At 72.3% G+C, this 19,771-nt stretch carries 18 protein-coding genes and 1 riboswitch; of the genes, 8 read left to right on the plus strand and 10 right to left on the minus strand.

Annotated features, from left to right (window positions below; all coding sequences use genetic code 11):
• Positions 1 to 165 precede the first annotated feature (165 nt).
• Positions 166 to 1,089: an alpha/beta fold hydrolase gene (locus ACYVAQ_RS18820; RefSeq protein WP_460792000.1), complete on the plus strand. Its 924-nt coding sequence runs from the start codon at positions 166 to 168 to the stop codon at positions 1,087 to 1,089.
• 1 nt (position 1,090) lies between these two features.
• Positions 1,091 to 2,230, plus strand: a complete 1,140-nt coding sequence (locus tag ACYVAQ_RS18825) for a PQQ-dependent sugar dehydrogenase (RefSeq protein ID WP_460792001.1) — start codon at positions 1,091 to 1,093, stop codon at positions 2,228 to 2,230.
• Here the strand turns inward: ACYVAQ_RS18825 and ACYVAQ_RS18830 are convergent.
• The 5 genes from ACYVAQ_RS18830 to ACYVAQ_RS18850 are packed head-to-tail and all read right to left on the minus strand — an operon-like array spanning position 2,217 to position 7,470.
• Positions 2,217 to 3,017: an ECF transporter S component gene (locus tag ACYVAQ_RS18830; RefSeq protein WP_460792002.1), complete on the minus strand. Its 801-nt coding sequence runs from the start codon at positions 3,015 to 3,017 to the stop codon at positions 2,217 to 2,219. The two genes, ACYVAQ_RS18825 and ACYVAQ_RS18830, sit on opposite strands and share 14 nt — an antisense overlap.
• Positions 3,014 to 4,612 carry an ABC transporter ATP-binding protein gene (locus tag ACYVAQ_RS18835; protein ID WP_460792005.1) on the minus strand — a complete coding sequence of 533 codons (1,599 nt, stop codon included), beginning with the start codon at positions 4,610 to 4,612 and terminating at the stop codon, positions 3,014 to 3,016. Before ACYVAQ_RS18835 ends, ACYVAQ_RS18830 begins: the two co-directional genes overlap by 4 nt.
• Positions 4,612 to 5,727, minus strand: a complete 1,116-nt coding sequence (locus ACYVAQ_RS18840; RefSeq protein WP_460792006.1) for an energy-coupling factor transporter transmembrane component T — start codon at positions 5,725 to 5,727, stop codon at positions 4,612 to 4,614. Before ACYVAQ_RS18840 ends, ACYVAQ_RS18835 begins: the two co-directional genes overlap by 1 nt.
• A gap of 10 nt (positions 5,728 to 5,737) precedes the next feature.
• Entirely contained in the window at positions 5,738 to 6,355 is a 618-nt protein-coding gene (locus ACYVAQ_RS18845) for a hypothetical protein (protein ID WP_460792007.1), read from the minus strand.
• A 5-nt stretch (positions 6,356 to 6,360) separates the two neighbouring features.
• Positions 6,361 to 7,470, minus strand: a complete 1,110-nt coding sequence (locus ACYVAQ_RS18850; protein WP_460792008.1) for a prenyltransferase/squalene oxidase repeat-containing protein — start codon at positions 7,468 to 7,470, stop codon at positions 6,361 to 6,363.
• A gap of 74 nt (positions 7,471 to 7,544) precedes the next feature.
• Positions 7,545 to 7,665, minus strand: a riboswitch (cobalamin riboswitch).
• 373 nt (positions 7,666 to 8,038) lie between these two features.
• Here ACYVAQ_RS18850 and ACYVAQ_RS18855 point away from each other — a divergent pair.
• Positions 8,039 to 9,370: a hypothetical protein gene (locus ACYVAQ_RS18855; RefSeq protein ID WP_460792009.1), complete on the plus strand. Its 1,332-nt coding sequence runs from the start codon at positions 8,039 to 8,041 to the stop codon at positions 9,368 to 9,370.
• A 7-nt stretch (positions 9,371 to 9,377) separates the two neighbouring features.
• Here the strand turns inward: ACYVAQ_RS18855 and ACYVAQ_RS18860 are convergent, their stop codons facing one another.
• Genes ACYVAQ_RS18860 through gatC form a run of 5 tightly spaced genes read right to left on the minus strand, consistent with a single transcriptional unit; the run spans position 9,378 to position 13,727 of the window.
• A complete protein-coding gene (locus ACYVAQ_RS18860) occupies positions 9,378 to 9,671 on the minus strand; it encodes a hypothetical protein (RefSeq protein ID WP_460792010.1) in 294 nt (97 codons plus the stop codon).
• On the minus strand, positions 9,668 to 10,417 hold the full coding sequence (locus ACYVAQ_RS18865; RefSeq protein ID WP_460792011.1) for an NYN domain-containing protein: 750 nt from the start codon (positions 10,415 to 10,417) through the stop codon (positions 9,668 to 9,670). Before ACYVAQ_RS18865 ends, ACYVAQ_RS18860 begins: the two co-directional genes overlap by 4 nt.
• Positions 10,418 to 10,426: 9 nt before the next feature.
• Positions 10,427 to 11,920, minus strand: a complete 1,494-nt coding sequence (gene gatB, locus ACYVAQ_RS18870; RefSeq protein ID WP_460792012.1) for an Asp-tRNA(Asn)/Glu-tRNA(Gln) amidotransferase subunit GatB — start codon at positions 11,918 to 11,920, stop codon at positions 10,427 to 10,429.
• Complete coding sequence (gatA, locus tag ACYVAQ_RS18875) at positions 11,920 to 13,431, minus strand: Asp-tRNA(Asn)/Glu-tRNA(Gln) amidotransferase subunit GatA (protein ID WP_460792013.1); 1,512 nt, start codon at positions 13,429 to 13,431, stop codon at positions 11,920 to 11,922. Before gatA ends, gatB begins: the two co-directional genes overlap by 1 nt.
• Entirely contained in the window at positions 13,428 to 13,727 is a 300-nt protein-coding gene (gatC, locus tag ACYVAQ_RS18880) for an Asp-tRNA(Asn)/Glu-tRNA(Gln) amidotransferase subunit GatC (RefSeq protein ID WP_460792014.1), read from the minus strand. Before gatC ends, gatA begins: the two co-directional genes overlap by 4 nt.
• Positions 13,728 to 13,853: 126 nt before the next feature.
• On the opposite strand from gatC, the gene ACYVAQ_RS18885 reads away from it, so the two are divergent.
• Genes ACYVAQ_RS18885 through ACYVAQ_RS18905 form a run of 5 tightly spaced genes read left to right on the plus strand, consistent with a single transcriptional unit; the run spans position 13,854 to position 19,689 of the window.
• Positions 13,854 to 15,344 carry a flavin monoamine oxidase family protein gene (locus tag ACYVAQ_RS18885; RefSeq protein WP_460792015.1) on the plus strand — a complete coding sequence of 497 codons (1,491 nt, stop codon included), beginning with the start codon at positions 13,854 to 13,856 and terminating at the stop codon, positions 15,342 to 15,344.
• Positions 15,341 to 15,943 carry a class II aldolase/adducin family protein gene (locus ACYVAQ_RS18890; protein WP_460792016.1) on the plus strand — a complete coding sequence of 201 codons (603 nt, stop codon included), beginning with the start codon at positions 15,341 to 15,343 and terminating at the stop codon, positions 15,941 to 15,943. Before ACYVAQ_RS18885 ends, ACYVAQ_RS18890 begins: the two co-directional genes overlap by 4 nt.
• On the plus strand, positions 15,940 to 16,869 hold the full coding sequence (locus tag ACYVAQ_RS18895; RefSeq protein WP_460792017.1) for a carbohydrate kinase family protein: 930 nt from the start codon (positions 15,940 to 15,942) through the stop codon (positions 16,867 to 16,869). Before ACYVAQ_RS18890 ends, ACYVAQ_RS18895 begins: the two co-directional genes overlap by 4 nt.
• Positions 16,866 to 19,076 carry a neutral/alkaline non-lysosomal ceramidase N-terminal domain-containing protein gene (locus ACYVAQ_RS18900; RefSeq protein WP_460792019.1) on the plus strand — a complete coding sequence of 737 codons (2,211 nt, stop codon included), beginning with the start codon at positions 16,866 to 16,868 and terminating at the stop codon, positions 19,074 to 19,076. The genes ACYVAQ_RS18895 and ACYVAQ_RS18900 overlap by 4 nt, the downstream gene beginning before the upstream one ends.
• 4 nt (positions 19,077 to 19,080) lie before the next feature.
• Positions 19,081 to 19,689, plus strand: a complete 609-nt coding sequence (locus ACYVAQ_RS18905; RefSeq protein ID WP_460792020.1) for a TetR/AcrR family transcriptional regulator — start codon at positions 19,081 to 19,083, stop codon at positions 19,687 to 19,689.
• Positions 19,690 to 19,771: the final 82 nt, after the last annotated feature.

Raw genomic sequence — 19,771 nt, forward strand, 5'->3', positions numbered from 1 at the left:
CTGTTCTCTAGATCTTGAGCAATCCAGAGACTGTCTTCCGTGGCCCACACCTACGCGCAGGCACACCGGGTGTCACCCCAACCCGTGATCCCTAAGGACTAGGAGGTCCCGCACGTAGGTGGAGTCACCTACGCGCGGAACCTCCTCCTCGGGCACAATCACCCCATGCCCACTGAACCGGCGAGCGCTGCGCAGGCGGAGCAGGCCCACCTCGGCTTCCGCGACATCCTGTCCGACGACGGCACGTTCCTGCGCGCGTGGACCAACGACCCGGACGGCGTCATCGACGGCCCGACGGTCGTGCTGTGCAACGGGTTGGGCACGAACGCCTACATGTGGCCGAAGCTGCTCGACCCGTCCTGCGGCGTACGCGTCGTGTCGTGGAACCACCGCGGCGTGGGCGGCTCCGAGCGCCCCGTCGACCACAGCCACGTCGAGATCGAGCACTTCGTCCAGGACGGCCTGTCCGTCATGGACCACTTCGGGATCGACCGCGCGGTGCTGATGGGCTGGTCCATGGGCGTGAACACGATGTTCGAGCTGGCGTCGCGCCACCCCGAGCGGGTCAAGGGCCTGTTCGCGATGTGCGGCGTCCCCGGCGACACCTTCGCCACGATGCTCGGTCCGCTGCACCTGCCGCACTTCGTGGCGCGCGCGATCACCGTGAACGCCTGCCGCATCGCGAGGTACGCCGGCTGGCTGGCCACCCCCATCACGACCCGGATCCCGATCGGCCCCAAGGCCGTCCGGCTGATCAGCCACAGCGGCTTCATGTTCCCGGTGGCCGACCCGGAGGCCGTCGCGGTGGGGCTGGACGAGTTCCGCACGACCCCGGTCGAGTGGTACGCCCACCTCGCGATCTCGACCTCCCGGCACGCCCGGGTGAGCCTGAGCGCCATCGAGGTCCCGTGCCGCTTCGTCGCGGCGAGCTGGGACGTCCTCGCCGGCGCGCGCGACATGGCGACCGCGGCCGAGCGGGTCGCCGACGCGGACTACATCGAGCTGCGCGGCTCGCACTTCCTGCAGCTGGAGAAGCCGGAGAAGGTGCACGACCTGCTGCTCGACTTCCTCGAGCGGGTGGATGCCTGACATGCGGCTGGGTCGAGGCGTCGCGGCGGTCGCCGCGGCAGCGGCGCTGACGACACTGAGCGGTTGTGGCGGCGGCGACTCCGTCACCATCACCGTCGCGCCCTCGATGACCGCCGTACCGACCGTCGCCGAGAGCGTGCCCGCCACCTTCGACGGCGTCCCCGACGTCATCAGCACGGCCGCGTCGAAGCTCACCACCCCGTGGGGCATCGACTTCCTGCCCAACGGCGTCGCCGTGGTCACCGAGCGCACCACCGGGCGTGTGCTCCTGGTGAACCCCAACGACGGGTCCGCGACCGTCACCGACCTGGGGAAGATCAAGGGTCTCGACACCAAGGGCGACGGCGGGCTGCTCGGCGTGGCCGTGTCGCCGACGTTCGTCTCCGACGCGTCGCTCTACTTCTACGAGACGACCAAGAAGGACAACCGCATCGTCCAGATGCCGCTGACCAACGCGGGTCTGGGCCGCGGGCACGACGTGCTCACCGGCATCCCGCGTGGCCAGAGCGACAACGGTGGCCAGCTCGCGTTCGGCCCCGACGGCTACCTGTACGTCGGCACCGGCGACGCCGGCAAGCCGCAGCTCGCGCAGGACAAGAAGTCGCTCGCCGGCAAGATCCTGCGAATCGCGGGCGACGGCTCCGGCGCGCCCGGCAACCCGGGCAAGAACCAGGTGTGGGCCAGCGGCTTCCGCGACGTGCTCGGGATGGCCTTCGACGGCGACGGCCAGCTGTGGGCGACCGACGCCGGCCCGAACCAGGACGAGCTCGACCGGGTCGTGCCCGGCAGCAACGGCGCCTGGCCGATCCACGAGGGCGCCGGCGGGAGCAAGAAGAAGTTCGTCCGCCCGTCGGTCACCTGGGCGCCGTCGCGCGCGACCCCCGGTGGCCTGGCGTTCGTCGGTGGCTACCTGTGGCTCACCGGCGTCCAGGGCCAGGACCTGTGGCGGGTCAAGGTCGACAGCGGCGCGATCGGCGACTCGACGCCGTACTTCGCCGCCACCGGCAAGCACCCCAGCAGGTACGGCGCGCTCCGAATCGTCGGCCTCTCCCCCTCCGGCCAGCTCTGGCTCGGCACGAGCAACACCGATCGCCGCAAGCACGCCGCCCAGGACGACCGGCTGCTGCTCATCCAGCCGTAGCCCGCTCGATCCTGGCCCGGCGGGCCGCGCGGCGCAGCGTGGTGAGGACGGCCGGCCCGAGCACCGCGATGGCGATCGCGTTGGTGATCGCGCGGCCGGTGTCCCAGCCGCCCGTCGAGGTCAGCAGTGTGTAGACGAGGAACCGGCGCAGGTTCTCGGTCAGCGCACCACCGGGCACGTAGGCGATCTGGCTGGCGTCGTGCCCGGGGACCTCCAGGCCGGCGATGAACGGCCAGCCCCACAGGTTCATCAGCAGCCCGTAGAGGTACGCCGCCGCGACGCCGTACGCGACGAGCAGGACGATCTCGGCGCGACCACGGGGACGGCGCGGCAGCAGGCCGGCGCCCAGGCCGACCCACCCCGCGACGAGCATCTGGAACGGCAGCCACGGGCCGACCCCGGCGGTCAGCAGCGCGGACCCGACCAGCGACGTGCACCCGAGCAGGAAGCCGAAGCCCGGCCCGAACACCCGGCCGCCGAGGATGAGCAGGAAGAACACCAGCTCCAGCCCGCCGGTGCCGGCGCTGAAGCCGCGCAGGGCCGCGTTGACGGCGCTGAGGACGCCGAGGATCGCGAGCGCGCGGGAGTCCATGCCGCCCTCGGACAGCTCGGCCAGCACCACCGCGAGCAGCAGCGGCAGGAGCAGCAGGAAGAGGAAGGGCGGGTCGACCCGCGGGTTGCTCGGGTCGGTGCGCAGGACCAGCGGCCAGCCCAGCATCATCAGCCCGATCACCGTGACCAGGGCGAGGACGACGGTGGAGCGGAGGCGGAGCGGGAGGGCGTTCACGGCGTCGTACCGTCGAGGGCGGCGGCGACCTCGTCGACCGTGAGCCAGCCGGGGCCGAGCACCTTCGTGGTCTGCGGCGCGAACGCCGGCGACTCCGCGACGACCTGGCGGACGGGCCCCTCCGACACGACCTCGCCGTCGGCGAGGACCACGACGCGATCGGCGACCTGGGCGACGAACTCGACGTCGTGGGTCGCGACGAGCACCGTGCGCCCGCCGGCCGCGAGGCGGTGCAGCGCGTCGGCGAGGGCGCGCTTGGCGGCGTAGTCCAGGCCGCGGGTCGGCTCGTCGAGGAGCAGCAGCGGAGGTGCGTCGGTGAGCACGATCGCGACCGCCAGCGCGAGGCGCTGGCCCTCGGAGAGGTCGCGCGGGTGGGTGGCGGGGTCGATGCCGGGGGCGATGGTGTCGAGCAGCTTCGCGCACTCCCCCGGGATCGCGCCGGCCGCGTCGTCGGCGGCCGCGCACTCCTCGGCGACGGTCTCGAGGTAGAGCAGGTCGGCCGGGGTCTGCGGCACCAGCCCGGCGACGGTACGTCGCTGCTGCGGCTTGAGCCGTGCCGGATCCTGGCCGTCGATCCGGACCGTGCCGGTGGTCGGGACGTGGCGGCCCTGGAGGGTCCACAGCAGCGTCGACTTGCCCGCGCCGTTGCGGCCCATCAGGGCGGTGATCGTGCCCTGGGCGAGCTCCAGGCTGACGTCGGTGAGGGCCGCAGTGCGGTGGTGGAGGACCGTCACCTTCTCGAGCACCACGGACGTCATACGGTGCGAGCGCTCGGACGCTCCGTCCGTATGACGTCCAGGGAGGGTCGGGCGGAGGCGGCGGGCCTCGCGGACGGTCAGCGGCAGCGGGTCCCAGTCGAGGAGCCGCCCGAGCTCCACCAACGGCGGTGCGACCGGGCTGTCCCGGAGGACGTCGGCGGACGCGCCGGTCGTGAGACCACCGGATCCGTCGAGGACGGCCATCCGGTCGGCGAACGGGACGACGCGCTCGAGCCGGTGCTCAGCGACGAGCACCGACACGTCGAGGTCGTGTACGAGCCGGGTGATCGTGGCGAGCACGTCCTCGGCCGCGGTGGGGTCGAGGGCCGACGTGGGCTCGTCCAGGACGAGCAGCCGCGGGTGCGTGGTGAGCACGGTGCCGATCGCGACGCGCTGCTGCTGGCCGCCCGAGAGCGTGCGGAGGTCGCGGTGGCGCAGGTCGGCGATGCCGAGCAGGTCGAGGGTCTCCTCGACCCGGCGCCGCATGGTCGCCGGCGCGAGACCGAGCTGCTCCATGCCGAACGCGAGCTCCTCCTCCACCGTGTCGGTCACGAACCAGGCCGGCGGGTTCTGCCCGACGTACCCGATCGCGTGTGCCCGCTCGCGCGCGGGCCGGTCGATGATCGACTCCCCGTCGAGCAGCACGTCACCGGTCAGCCGCCCGCCGGTGAAGGTGGGGACCAGCCCGGCGACGACGCCCAGCAGGGTCGACTTGCCGACGCCGGTGGGCCCGGCGAGGAGGACCAGCTCGCCGGGGTCGACGGTCAGGCCGATCCGGTCGAGGACCGGTCGCGCGCTGTCGGCGTACCTCAGCGTGATCTGGCGCAGCTCGAGCATCAGGCCGCCACCGCCTGCGGCTCGGGGAGGGACGCGGTCAGCCGGCGCAGCGGAGGCGGCGCGACCCACAGCGGCAGCAGGCCGAGCAGCGCCGCGACGACCGCCCCGATCGTCACCGGAGGCCAGGTGCCGACGGCCGGCTGCGCGACGGCGAAGTCGGTGTGCCGGACGAACCAGCCGGCGACCGCGACGGCCACGCCGCTCAGCGCCACTACGGTCTCGGCGGTCCGCCAGCGCTCGGCGCGGTAGCGGGTGCGCTGGACCCGCCGGCCGGCGAGCGCGAAGCCGACCAGCGCCGCGGCGACACCCACCACCAGCATCGGTACGGCGAGCACCCGCGGCGCGGTCTGGTCGAGCATCGCGTAGACCCCGACGGCGACCCCGCACAGGCCGGCGATGAGCAGGGTGCCGGTGCGGCGTCGTTCGCTCGGGGTGGCTGCGCCGGACCGGCCGTAGCCGCGGGCGTCCATGCCGGCCGCCAGCGCCAGCGACCGCTCGAAGGCGTCCTCGAGGATCGGCACCAGCATCCGGCGTGCCCCCCTGATCCGGCGGAACCGTCCCGTGGCGCCGCCGCGCAGCGCCTGGGCGGCGCGGATCCGGGCCGCGCTGTCGGCGAGCTGCGGGATGACGGTGATCGCGACGACCATGGCCGTGCCGATCTCGTAGAGCGCGGGTGGCAGCGCGCGCATCAGCCGCTTGGGGTTGGCCAGTGCGTTGGCCGCGCCGACGGCGACCAGGATGGCGGCCAGGCGGAGTCCGTCGTCGACCGCGATCTGGAGCTCCTCGCGCGTGAACGGGCCGAGCAGCGCGATCCCGGCGGCCCACGACGGCAGCGGGACGTCGGGCAGCGGCAGGATCGTGTGCCCCGGGGTGCTGGTGCCGAGGACGATCGCGAGCAGGATCCGGCTGACCACCACCACGACCGCCAGCCACAGGTAGAGCCGGAACGACCGGGCCCAGGTCTGGTCCGAGCGGCACGTCACGACGACCAGCGCCGCCACGGCGGCCAGCATCGGCAGCACCACCGGGTTGGTGAGGAAGGAGGCGTACGTCGCCAGCCCGATCGCCCAGCACCACCAGGCCACCGGGTGGAGGTCGCGCGGCACCCTGGCCATCGTCCCTGCCTCAGCCCCGTCGTCGCCGCAGCAGCGGTACGGCGGCGGCGCCGCCGATCACCAGCACCCCCAGGCCGACGGCGATCCAGGTGCCGGGGCCGGCGTTGCTGTGGTCTGCGGGGTCGGGGGGAACGAGATGGCCGGCGCTCGGCGACGACGTGCCGAGGTCGAACGCGGGCGGGCGGGCGGGAGCCTTGCCTTGGTGCCAGACGAAGCCGACCGCGTCCCCCTTGTTGATCTCCAGGGACCCGACACCCAGCGCCGCATAGGTCCAGCCAGCACCGCTGGGGCTCCACCACAGACTCCAGTACGAGGTCCCCGTGGTGCACGGCCTGTCGTCGGGCAGCCGGTCGACGGTACACACAAAGTCAGGCATGCCGGGCTGGTACGCCAGCCGGACGCCCGCCTCAGCGAAGACGCCGCTCGCAGTTCCTCCGTGCGGCGCGCAGGCGGTCTTCTCTCCCCCGCCGAGCTCGTTGAAGTCGACGACGACCACCACCCCCGCGCACACCGCCGCGGCGGTCGCGCCAGACGTCGCAGCGACGGCCGGGCCGCAGGTGAGAACGCTGACGGCGAGGGCGATAGCGGCGGCGAGCCGGGGGCCCGCTGCCGCGATCGGTCGCCGCACCGCTGTCACTTCTCGGTCGGGCAGGCCGCTGCCGGAGCAGACGCGGGGACGGACAACAGCGCGGGCAGCGCCTGGGCCGACGCGAGCCGCCAAGTGAAGGCGGTCTTCGCCGTGATGCCAGAGGCAGCGGCACCGGTCAAGGTGGCGTCGTCGTACGCGATGGCACCGGCGGCATCCGACAGCTTGCCGGCACAGCCCGACGGGACCTGGTGGGCGCGGACCCACGTCGCCGCGGACGCGGCCTCGGCGTCCATGCCTGCGAGCCGCAGCGCCGCGGCTGACAGACCGGTGCTGTCGGCGTTCGGGCCGCTCTGGCCGCCACCTATGTTGGCCACGAAGGAGCCGTCCTTGCCCTGGACGCTCGTCAGCCACCCCGCAGCGTGCTGCAGGGCGCCGGCGAGCACCTGGTCATTCGCCGCCTTGTCCTGCAGGAGCACCACAGCGAGCGCCGTGGTGTCCACCGAGGCCGGGTCACCGGCGTGGCAGCCCTGCACGGGCGCATTCGGCTTGGCGAAGTCCTGACGGAAGTAGCCGGCTGAGCACTGCTGATCCAGCAGGAACTTCTCCGCGGCGGGAGCTTTCTTCGAGCGCGCATTGAGCAGGCCCCGCACAGCCCAGATCTCGCCGAACACGTTCGCGTAGTCGCCGTAGGAGCTGACATCGGCGATGCGACCGGTCGGCGCCGTGAGCGACTCCATCTGCTTGACGAGGTCCAGGCCGCCGAACGACCGAGGGTCGGCGCCGGTATCCGTGGCGAAGGACAGCAGCTTCGCCGTCGCGCCGGAGTACTCGTCCTTGCCAGGGCGGCTGTACGCCTTGGCGCCCGTGGCGAGCGCGGCCCCGACCTGCGCCAGGGCGGGCGACTGCGGATCGACGTCCCGCAGCGCGTAGGCGAGCTCGACGGTGGTGGAATCGTCGTTCGACTTGTACTGGTGGTTGACCAGGACGCCGTTCTCAAGCTGCCCGGCCAGCCAGGTAGCGCCGTCCGTCGCAGCTTGCGGCACCGTCGTGTCGGACGGGGTGTCGCCAGAGCCGGCGGCGCCACAGGCCGTGAACGTGAGCGCGATGACTGCCGAGCTGGCGGCGCCGGCCCACCGACGTACGGACAGCGACATGTGGATCCTTCCCGCTGTTGTCAGCGGGCCGCGGCTCGGGGCCGCCCGACCCGCTGCTTTCCACGACAGCGTTGGTGTCAGGACGTCCCGTGCCAGGTGCTCCGGCTCGCCGTGTCCCCCGATGAACACGGCCCACGGTTGCGGGTCAGCGCCGGACTCGGACCGGCTTCCCCCACCACGGGCGTGATGAATGATGACCTGAGGGTAACCCGGGGTCCGGGGTGGGCCCCAACCGTGCTCGGGACTTCGGGGCTGGCCAAGGGCGGCCGCACCGTAGCCGCCCGGCACCCCGCCTCAAGGATGCTCGCTGCGCTCGCCCCGCTACGCGGCGCTTCGCGTCCTTGACCCGGGGTCCCGACCGGGCGGCAGGACGGCGCGGAGTCGGCACGGGCTTCGCCCGCGCCGCCGCTTCGCGGCCGCCCCCTCGTCGTTGGTTGAGTAGCTGCGAGCGCCAGCGAGCGGCGTATCGAAACCAACCCACACTCGCCGCTCGAAATGTGACGGGTTATCCACCTACCTCACAGGCTTATCCACTTGTCTAGAACACCTGTACGACTACAATAGACCCATGATCTCGGGCGATCACCACCACATCCTCACCGCCGCCAGCGGTGCCGTGGACGCCCGCCTCCAAGCCGACGTGGACGAGCTCCTCGCCGCCCTCGCGTGGGCCGATCTGCACACCGACGAACCCGAGCCGCGACCCGGCGGCGACCACCTTGTCGGCCTGGGCGGGGACGGGACACCACGGGTGTCCGAGCTCTGCTGGGCCGAGCTCGCGATCGCCCGCCGCGCCGGCGTGATCGCCACCCGCAACCTCGCCGCGGATGCGTTGGACCTGCGCCACCGACTGCCGCTCCTCTTCGAGGACGTCCAAGCGTTGAAGACCCCCGTCTGGGTCGCCCGCAAGATCACCGCCATGACCCGACCCCTCACCCCCGAGGGCGCGGCGCTGGTCGACACCGCGGTCGCCGCCGCGTGGCAGCTCCCTCCCGGCAAGCTCCTCCAGGTCGCCGAGGCCAAGACCATCGAAGCCGACCTCGACGCCCACCGCGCCCGGATCGCCGCCGACGAGCAACGGGTCGGGGTCTGGCGCTCCCGGCCCCGCACCGGCGACCGGCTCGGCGGCGAAGCCGGCGCCTGCGAACCCGCCACCGGCAGGCTGGCTGCCCAGCTCCCGATCGCGGACCTTGTCGAGGTCGACACCTTCCTCGACGACCTCGCCGACAAGCTCGCCCAGAACCTCGACCCCACCACCGAGCAGCCCACCCGCGACCAGCTCCGGGCCCAAGCATTGGCGTTGATGGCCGACCCCGCCGCCGTACTGCGGTTGCTGCACGGCCCCGACGCACCCGCGCTCCCGGAGAAGCCGCGGCGTGACGCGACGATCTACCTCCATCTCACCCGGGCCACCCTCGCCGACGCCGGGGTCGCGCGCTGCGAGGACCTCGGACCGCTCCTCCTCGAGCAAGTGACCTCGCTGCTCGGCCACCGCAACATCAAGCTCCAGCCCGTGCTCGACCTCAACGCCGTCCAGACGAGCCACGCCTACGAGCACCCCACCCGGATGCGCACCCGCGGCATCCTCCGCACCGGCGGCGACGCCTTCCCCCACTCGGCGTCATCGAGCAGGAAGCTGGATCATGACCACGTCGTCCCGTTCGACCCCGGCGGCCCACCCGGCCAGACCACCGACCGCAACCACGCACCCCTGACCCGCCTCCACCACCGGGTCAAGACCCACGACCCCGGCTGGCAGGTCGAACAGATCGGCCTCGGCGCCTACCGCTGGACCACACCCCACGGCCTCTGTCGCGTCGTCACCCCACGCGGCACCAGAGAAGCCGAACCCATCCACGCCGACGACGGCACCATCATCGGCGAGCTCTACTGGCATTGACCCTGGGTCAGGAGTAGTCGAAGCCTCCGAAGTTGGCCGCTGCGTCCGGACCACCCATCGCGATGATGCGGCGCACCTTGCGGGCCTGCCGGCGTGCGCCCCAACGCGTCAGGGCGAATCGCGCAGTGACGACCTCACCCGACGTGGTGTCGCGGACCTGCACCAACCACCTCTGCCCGAGATCGCTGCCCAAGTCCACCCACGGAAGCAGGACGCCGAGGGCCGTCACGAGCACCGACGCAACGTCCTCGCCGATCCCGGTCCGCTTGGCGACGAACACCTCGCGGGCTTCGTCGATCATGCTCGTGCGTCGCGGACGCTGACCGTCGAGGTGCCCTCGTCACGCAGCTCGAAGAGGTCGATCTCCTTGAGCAGCTTCGTCCAGGTGGAGAAGCCGTAGTTGCGCGGATCCTCCGAGGACTGGTTGCGAATCCGCTGGCCGACGGTGCTGACCCGGGCGAAGCCGTCGTCGTCGGCGGCGAGCTCGATCGCGCTGCGGAGCAGACGGATCAGGCGCGCATTGCCCTTCAGGGAAGCCGCCTCGGCGCGCTCGCTCGGCTTGGCCTCGGCCTTCTTCGACGCACGCTTGGCGGGGGTTTCCGCGACCGGCTTCTCCCCCAGCTGGTCCACGATCGTGAACTGGGTGCACGCGCTCTTGAACGGAGCCGGGGTGTTCGCTCGCCCGTAGCCGTAGACCGACCGCCCCTTCTCCCGCAGGTAGTGCACCAGCGGCGTGAAGTCGGAGTCGCTCGACATGATCGCGAAGGCATCCGGCTGCGAGGAGTGCAGCAGCTCGACGGCGTCGATCGCCAGCGCCATGTCGGCGGCGTTCTTCTGCTTGGTCAGGTCGAACTGCTGCATGGGTCGGATCGCGGACTCGTGCAGCTCCTCGATCCAGGCCTTCAGCTCGGGCTTGGTCCAGTTGCCGTACGCGCGACGGATGCTGCACTCGCCGTACGTCGCCAGGTCGTTCAGGACGTCGGCGACCTTGCCCGCAGGAGCGTTGTCGGCGTCGATCAGCAGAGCGATGCGCACGTGCGGGTCCACGGCCGCTCCTTACGCGAGCTTCTCGAGGATCAGCTCCCGGACCCGCGCCGCGTCGGCCTGACCGCGGGTGGCCTTCATGACGGCGCCGATGATCGCTCCGATGGCACCCATGTTGCCGCCACGGATCTTGTCGGCGACGTCGGGCTGGGCGGCCAGGGCGTCGTCGATGGCGGCGACCAGCGGGCCGTCGTCGGAGACGAGCGCGAGGCCGCGCTTCTCGATGACCTCGGTGGGGGTGCCCTCACCCGCGATGAGCCCGTCGAACACCGAGCGCGCGAGCTTGTCGTTGATCGTCTTCGCGTCGATCAGCGCCTGCACCTCGGCGACCTGAGCGGGACTCACGCCGACGGACGCCAGCTCCACGCCCGCGTCGTTCGCGCGACGCAGCAGCTCCGCGACCCACCACTTGCGCGCCGACTGCGGGGCGGTCCCGCAGGCGACGGTGGCCTCGATCAGGGGCAGGGCACCGGCGGCCCAGACGTCGCGCATCTCCAGGTCGGAGAAGCCGTACTCCTCCTGCAGCCGCGCCTTCTTGGCCGTCGGGTTCTCCGGCAGCGTGCCGCGCAGCTCCTCGACCCACTCCCGCGACGGAGCGACCGGCACCAGGTCCGGCTCCGGGAAGTAGCGGTAGTCCTCGGCGTCCGACTTCGGGCGACCCGACGAGGTGGTGCCGTCGGCCTCGTGGAAGTGCCGTGTCTCCTGGAAGATCGCCTGGCCGGCGTTGAGGACGCCCGCGTGCCGCGACATCTCGAACCGGACCGCGCGCTCGACCGAGCGCAGCGAGTTCACGTTCTTCGTCTCGGTCCGCGTCCCGAGCACCCCAGAGCCCTTCGGGGACAGCGAGAGGTTCACGTCGGCCCGGATCGACCCCTGGTCCATCCGGGCGTCGGAGACACCGAGGGCGACGATCAGGTCGCGCAGCTGGGCGACGTACGCCCTGGCCACCAGAGGAGCCTTCTCCCCCGCACCCAGGATCGGTCGCGTGACGATCTCGATCAGGGGGATGCCGGCGCGGTTGTAGTCGACCAGCGAGTAGTCGGCGCCGTGAATGCGTCCGGTCGCGCCACCCACGTGGGTGGACTTGCCGGTGTCCTCCTCCATGTGCGCGCGCTCGATCTCGACGCGGAACGTCTCCCCGTCGACGTCGACGTCCATGTAGCCGTCGAAGGCGATGGGCTCGTCGTACTGCGAGGTCTGGAAGTTCTTCGGCATGTCCGGGTAGAAGTAGTTCTTCCGCGCGAACCGGCACCACTCGGCGATCGAGCAGTTCAGCGCCAGGCCGATCCGGATCGCCGACTCCACGGCCTTCGCGTTCACCACCGGCATCGCGCCGGGCAAGCCCAGGCAGGTCGGGCAGACCTGCGTGTTGGGCGCGGCACCGAACTCCGTCGGGCAGCCGCAGAACATCTTCGTCGCGGTGTTGAGCTCGACGTGGACCTCCAGGCCCAGCGCCGGGTCGTACGCCGCCACGACCTCGTCGAAGTCGACCAGCACGTCAGCCATCAGTTGCCCCCTTCCGTCACGTACGCCGAAGGGGCGATCGGGCCGCCCCACTGCTCCTGCAGCGCCGCCTCGAGCGCAGCGCCCACCCGGTACAGGCGGGCGTCCTCGAGCACGGGGGCGAGGAACTGGATGCCCGTCGGCAGCCCGTCGACCGACGAGACACCGGACGGGATGGAGATGCCGGGCACGCCGGCCAGGTTCGCCGGGATGGTGGCGAGGTCCTGGAGGTAGTTGGCGAGCGGGTCGTCGGCCTTCTCGCCGATCGGCCATGCGGTCGACGGTGCGGTCGGCGAGACCAGCACGTCGACCCGCTCGAACGCCTTCGTGAAGTCCTCGATGATCAGCGTGCGGATCTTCTGGGCCTGGCCGTAGTAGGCGTCGTAGTAGCCCGACGACAGCGCGTAGGTGCCGATGAGGATGCGGCGCTTGACCTCGTTGCCGAAGCCCGCGTCGCGCGACGCCTTCATGACGTCCTCGGCGGACGGGTCGCCGTCGGGGGTGACCCGCAGGCCGTAGCGCATCGCGTCGAACTTCGCGAGGTTCGAGGAGCACTCGGCCGGCAGGATCAGGTAGTACGCCGCCATCGCGTGCACGAAGCTCGGCAGCGACACCTCGACGACCTCGGCGCCCAGCTTCTTCAGCACGGCGATCGACTCGTCGAACCGCTCGACCACGTCGGCGGCCCACGCGTCGCCCTGCAGCTCCTTCACCACGCCGACGCGCAGCCCGGACAGGTCACCGGCGGCACCCGCCCGCGCGGCCTCGACGAGGCCGGAGACCGGGTTCTGCACCGACGTGGAGTCCAGCGGGTCGTGGCCGCCGATCAGCTCCTGCAGCAGCGCCGCGTCGAGCACGGTCCGGGTCACCGGACCGAGCTGGTCGAGCGAGTTGGCCAGCGCGATGACGCCGTACCGCGACACCGAGCCGTACGTCGGCTTCACCCCGACCGTGCCGGTCATGGCACCGGGCTGGCGGATCGAGCCGCCGGTGTCGGACCCGATCGCGAGCGGCGCCTGGAAGGCCGCCACGGCCGCGGCCGAGCCGCCGCCGGAGCCGCCGGGGATCCGGTCGAGCGCCCACGGGTTGTGCACCGGGCCGTAGGCGGAGTTCTCGTTGGAGGAGCCCATCGCGAACTCGTCCATGTTCGTCTTGCCGAGGATCGGCAGGCCCGCTGCCTTGATCTTCGCGGTCACCGTGCCGTCGTACGGCGGGATCCAACCCTCGAGGATCTTGGAGCCGGCCGTGGTGGGCAGCCCGGAGGTGCACAGCACGTCCTTGATCGCGATCGGGACGCCGTCGAGCTCGTGCAGCGGAGCACCCGCCGCACGCCGCGCGTCGGAGGCGGCGGCCTGCGCCAGCGCACCCTCGGCGTCGACGTGGAGGAACGCGTTGAGGTCGCCGTTGGTCGCGGCGATCCGGTCGAGGTGTGCCTGCACCAGCTCGACGCTCGTCACCTCACCGGCCGCCAGCGCGGCGGCCTGCTCGGCCGCCGTCTTCCCGATCCAGCTCACTGCTCGTCCCCCAGGATCCGCGGAACGGAGAACTTGTCGTCCTCCTGGGCAGGTGCGCCGGACAACGCCTGCTCCGGCGTGAGGCAGGGACGTACGACGTCCGCGCGGAACACGTTCGTCATCGGGATCGGGTGCGACGTGGGCACGACGTCGTCACCCGCCACGCCCTGGATCGACGCCACCGACTCCAGGATCACGTTGAGCTGGGGCGCGAGGTGATCCAGCTCGGCATCGGACAGGTCGATCCGGGCGAGGTCGGCCAGGTGGCGCACCTCGTCGCGGGAGAGTTCGGGCATGGCGCCAATCCTAGGCAGCGCGCCACCGGCGACGACCACCGGTCCGAGACCCTTGACCTACACGATGTAACCCACCTAGCCTCCCCTCAGACCTACACCGTGTAACCAACGTCGAGAGGCCTCCCGATGCAGCACACCGTCGGACAGCTCCTGAGCCGTCGTACCGTCGTCGCAGGAGCAGCCGGCGGCCTCGCCGCCTCGGCCCTGCTCAGCCACGCGGACGTCGCCGAGGCCGCCACCACCCGCGGCCCGCTCCCCCGCAAGGTCGACGCGGTCGTCGTGGGCGGAGGGCTCTCCGGCCTGACCGCCGCCCGTCGGCTGCGCCGGGCCGGGCACTCGGTGCTCGTGCTCGAGGCACGCGACCGGGTCGGCGGCCGGCTGCTCAACCACCACATCGACCAGCACCACGTCCTCGAGGCCGGCGGCGCGTTCGTCGGCCCGACCCAGGACCACATCCTCGCGCTGGCCGAGGAGCTCGGCGTCGCGACCTTCAAGGAGTACGTCGCCGGCGACAACGTCTACGTCAAGGGCGGCCAGCGGTCGACGTACACGGGCACGGTGCCGACCGACCTGCTCGTCCTTCCCGACGCGCTGCTGCTGCAGACCCGGATCGACGACATGGCCCAGCAGGTCGACGTGAACGCGCCCTGGAAGCACCCGCAGGCCGCCCAGCTCGACGCGATCAGCGTCGCGGACTGGGTCGAGCAGAACACCCTGCTGCCCGACGTGCGCAACCTGCTGCTCTGCTACCTGCAGCCCTGCTTCGGCTCCGACGGGCACAACATCTCGATGTTGTTCTTCCTCTGGTACATCGCCACCGCGGGCGACGAGAAGAACGTCGGCACCTTCGAGCGCTCCTCCGGTACGCCGGACGCCGCGCAGGACTCACGCTTCGTCATGGGCTCGCAGGAGGTGCCGCTGCGGCTGGCCGCCGGCCTCGGCGACCGGGTCGCCCTCAACGCGCCGGTCCGCCGGATCGTGCAGCGCGACGGCCACGTCGAGGTCACCACGCCGCGCGGCACGGTGCGGGCGAGGCGGGTCATCGTGGCGGCGCCGCCGCACCTGGTCCTCGGCATCGACTGGCACCCGATCCTCCCGGCCCGCCGGCGCGCCCTGCTGCAGCACATGCCCATGGGCCACCTGATGAAGGTCGACGCCGTCTACGAGACGCCGTTCTGGCGCGCGCAAGGCCTGTCCGGCTCGGGCCTCGCCGACGCCGGCCCGACCCGCGCGGTCTTCGACAACTCCCCCGCCGACGGGCGCTACGGAGTGCTGCTCGCGTTCGTCGGCGGCTCGACGTGGGCGACCTACGGCCGGCTCCCCCTCGCCGAGCGGCGCCAGGCCATGCTGCAGGGCTTCGCCGAGATGTTCGGCGACCAGGCGCTCCACCCGATCGAGTACACCGAGCACGACTGGACCCTCGAGCGCTGGACCGGCGGCGGCCCCGTCGCCCTGCCCACCCTGGGCGCGGTGAGCACCTGGGGCAGCAGCATCCGTACGCCGTTCCGCCGGGTCCACTGGGCCGGCACCGAGACCTCGACGTACTGGTCGGGCTACATGGACGGCGCCGTGCGTGCCGGCGAGCGCGCCGCGCGGGAAGTCGCGGCGCTGCTGTGAGGGCCGCGATCGTCGAGGCCTGCCACCGGCTCGCCGCCGAGGGTCTGCTGATCGGGACGGCCGGCAACGTGAGCGTGCGCGACGGCGACACGGTCTGGGTCACCGCGAGCGGCGCCGTCCTTGCGAAGCTCACCGAGGACGACGTCGTCGCGGCCACCGACGAGCGTGCGACCTCGGAGGTCGCCCTGCACCTCGCCCTCCACCAGTCGTACGACGCCGGCGCGGTCGTCCACACCCACGCCCCGGTCAGCACCGCGGCCTCGTTGGTCCTCGACGAGCTGCCCTGCATCCACTACCAGCAGCTCCTGCTCGGCGGCACGATCCGGGTGGCGCCGTACGCGACCTTCGGCACGCCGGAGCTCGCCGAGCACGTGCGCGCCGCGCTCGAGGGGCGCAGCGCAGCGCTGATGGCGAACCACGGCTCGGTCGCGCTGGGCGCGAGCCTGGACCAGGCCGTCGAGAACGCGCTGCTGCTCGAGTGGCTGTGCGGCGTCCACCGCGACGCGCTCGCCTTCGGGACGCCGCGCGCCCTCACCTCCCAGCAGCAGGAGGACGTCGTCCTCGCCGCGATCGCCCGCTCCTACGGAGGGAACAGATGACGACCGTCGCCTGCGTCGGGGTGCACGTCCTCGACATCCACGTCCGCACCGTCGACGCGATCCCGGAGGGCTCCTCGGGCGCGCTCGTCGACGAGATCCGGATGTCGCCGGCCGGCACGGCCGGTGGCACCGCCGTCGTCCTGGCCAAGCTGGGGGCAACCGCCCGCAGCATCGGTGCGGTCGGCGACGACCCCATGGGCACGACCCTGGTCGGCCTGCTCGCCGACAACGGTGTCGACACCGGCGGCCTGGCCCGGGTGGCCGGCGTGCAGACGTCGGCTTCCGTGCTGCCGGTCAACGGCGACGGCGAGCGGCCGGCCTGGCACTGCATCGGCGCGAACGGGGCCGCGATCATCGACCCCGAATCCATCGACGGCGCCGACCACGTGCACCTCGGCGGGCCGGAGTTCCTCGGCGACACGGCACTGACCCTGCTCCAGGCCGCGCACGACGCCGGAGCCACGACGTCCGTCGACATGCTCGCGCCCGGCGAGCCGATGTGGCTCGACGTGATCGCGCCGCTGCTGCCGCACGTCGACCACTTCCTGCCCAACGACGAGCAGCTGCTCGGCCTCACCGGCGCCGCCACCCTGGAGGACGCCGCCGCCGTGCTCCTGGAGCACGGCGTGGGCTGCGTCGCGGTGACCGCCGGCAGCCGTGGCGCGTACGTCGCGACCGCCGAGGGCGGGACCTGGGTGCCGGCGTACGAGATCGACCTGGTGGACACCACCGGCTGCGGCGACGCGTTCTCGGCGGGCTTCCTGCTCGGCCGGGCCCTCGGCCGCAGCCACGAGGACGCGGCCCGGCTCGGCAACGCCACCGCCGCGCAGGTCGCCCAGGGCCTGGCCACCGACGCGGGCAGCTACGACCTCGCGTCGGTCGACGCGTTCGCCGCTTCCACCCCCACCCGAGGAGCCTCCCGATGAGCCGCCGCCTGATCGCCACCCTCACCCTGGTCCTCGCCGCCGCCGGTCTCGGCGTCGCCACCACCGAGGCGCACGCCGCCCCCACCCCGGCTCCGGTCGTCCAGGTCGGTGTCGGTCAGGCCGACATCACGCCGTACACCGGCGGGTTCAAGGGCGGCTGGGCGTGCTCGTGCGCGAAGGCGCTCGGCCAGCAGACGCGCCTCTACGCCCACGCGGTCGTGCTGCAGCGCGGGAGCAGGAAGGTCGCGCTCGTCAGCGTGGACCTGTCCTTCTTCGGCAACGGCATGCTCGTCGATGCCGCACACCTGCTGGCGAAGCGCGGGTTCACGCCCCAGAACATCATCGTCTCGGCCACGCACACGCACGGGTCGCAGATGGGCTTCATGAACTACGGCGCCTACAACACGGTGCTGCCGAGCGTGGACAGCCTCGCGGACCTGTCGCTGCCGTCGACCCCGGCCGACCAGCCCATGTACAACCTGATGACCCGACAGCTGGCGACGGCCATCCGCCGCGCCGACGACGACCGCCGACCCGGCAGCATCGGCTGGGGCCACACCACGCTGTACGGCGTGACCCACAACCGCAGCCTCGAGGCGCACCTCGCGGACTACGGGATCATCGAGGCGCCCGGCACGGGCACCGTGAGCCAGGACCCGCACGGGTACGACGGCACGGTCGACCCGGCCGTCAACGTGCTCCGCGTCGACCAGCGGCGGGACGGGCGCTCCGTGCCGGTCGGTGTCTTCACGACGTTCGCCAACCACGGCACGATCGTCCAGCCGGACTTCGACTACTTCTCCGCCGACCACCAGGGTGCGGCCGAGCGGATCCTGTCGGCGCGGATCCGCAGCGCCGGCCACGTCCCCGCCTCCCAGCCGGTCGTGACCGCCTTCGCCAACTCCGACGCGGGCGACATGAGCTCGGGCCTGGTGCACCGCGGTCCGGCGTACGCCGACCGGATCGGTGCCGCCGAGGCGCAGGCCATGTTCCGGGCCTGGCGGGCGGCCGGCCGCTCGATGACGAGCACGCCGACGCTGGCGGTGCGCTGGACCCGGGTCTGCATGTGCGGGCAGACCGTCGACGGCCACCCGACCGACAGCAGCCCGGTCCTCGGGCTCGGCCAGGCGGCCGGGTCGGAGGAGGGGCGCACGATCCTCTACCAGCTCGGGCTGGCCCACGAGGGCGACCACCTGCCCGCGTCCGCCGGCGTCCAGGGCGACAAGGTGCAGCTGCTCAACGAGAAGGGCGAGATCCCCGACGCGCTGCCGCTGAGCGTGCTCCAGGTCGGTGACCGGATGCTCGTGACCTGGCCCGGCGAGGCCACGATCGGCGTCGGCGCGATGGTCCGCAGGGCGGTGCTCCCGATCGCGCAGCGCGCCGGCATGAAGGACGTCGTGTTCGTCGGCTACGAGGGCGAGTACTCCGACTACTGGACCACCCCGGCGGAGTACGAGCGGCAGCACTACGAGGGCGGCTCCACCGTGTTCGGCCAGTACTCCTCGCTCGTGCTGCGCGACGGCCTGGTCTGCCTCGCGCGCTCCCTGGTCGCGCGGAGGGCCGCCCCGGCGGCGTACCCCTCGGACCCGAACCAGGGGCTGCACCTCACCACGGCCGCGTACGCCGCCGGGGCAGCCTCCGGCGTACCGACACGCCAGCCCGCGACGACCGCGCGACTCGGCCACCCGACCTTCGCCTGGACCGGCGGCGGCGACGGTGCGGACCGACCGGTGGACCGGGCGTTCGTGACGGTGCAACGGTGGACCGCCGGTCGATGGACCCCCGTGGCCGACGACCTCGGCCTGCAGATGCTGTGGGGCGTGGACGACAAGGGCGCCTACACCGCCCAGTGGGAGATCCCGGTCTCCGCCCGCACCGGGCACTACCGGTTCGTCGTGACGGCCAAGCGCTACCGGCTCGCGTCCCACCCGTTCGCGGTGACGGCCGGTGCGATCCTCACGCCGGCGACCACCGGCGGCGTCGTGCGGCTGGCGCTCCCCGCGGCTGACGAGCGCGCCGACTGGACGCCCCGTCCCCGCTTCGCGACCGGCGGCCGGATCCGGTTCGTCGTCGACGGCCGTAGCGTGGTGGTCATGTCCACGACCACCGGGTTCGCGGTGCCCGCCGGCACGCACGTGTCGATCCCTGCCGGTGCCGCACGCGACCGGTACGGCAACACCAACCCGACCGCCGTCACGATCCGATGAGCCGATGACGACCGTCGAGGGGTTCAAGAAGGGCCGCGTCCCGCGCGAGGTGCGGGTGCGCCAGCTGCTCGACCACGCCGAGGAGCTGTTCCTCGCCGAGGGCTACGACGGCTTCTCCATCGAGGACCTGTGCCGGGCCGCCGGCGTCAGCCGCCCGGTGGTCTACGAGCACTTCGGCTCGAAGGAGGGCGTCTACCTGGCCTGCCAGCAGCGGGTGCGCGACGAGTTCGACGCGGCCGTCCGCACCGCGCTCGCCGGCACCGAGCTCGAGGAGACCATCCGCGAGCTGGCCGACGTCTACTTCGGCATGCTGGAGGCCGACCCCCGGCGCTGGCTGTTCGTCTTCGGGTCCACCTCGGGCTTCGCCGGGCCGATGGCCGAGAAGCTCTACGACATGCGGCTGGAGACCATCCGCGGGATCGCCGCGGTGGCCGCCGCGCTGCGCCCCGACCTCCCCGAGGAACAGGTGACCGCGATGGCCCACATGGTCTCGGGCGCGGGCGAGGAGCTCGGTCGCTGGTGGATGCGCAACCGGCACGTCCCCCGCGCGCGGATCGTCGACTACTACGTCGCCGGCACCCGGCTGCTGGCGACGGACGTCCCGCGCCTCTGATCTCGTTCCGCGAGACACGCGGGTGGCGGAACTCCTCGTCGAGAACGCATCTGCGCAGGTCAGCGGCCACTGAGAAGAAAAT

The sequence above is a fragment of the Nocardioides maradonensis genome (genome assembly GCF_054777115.1).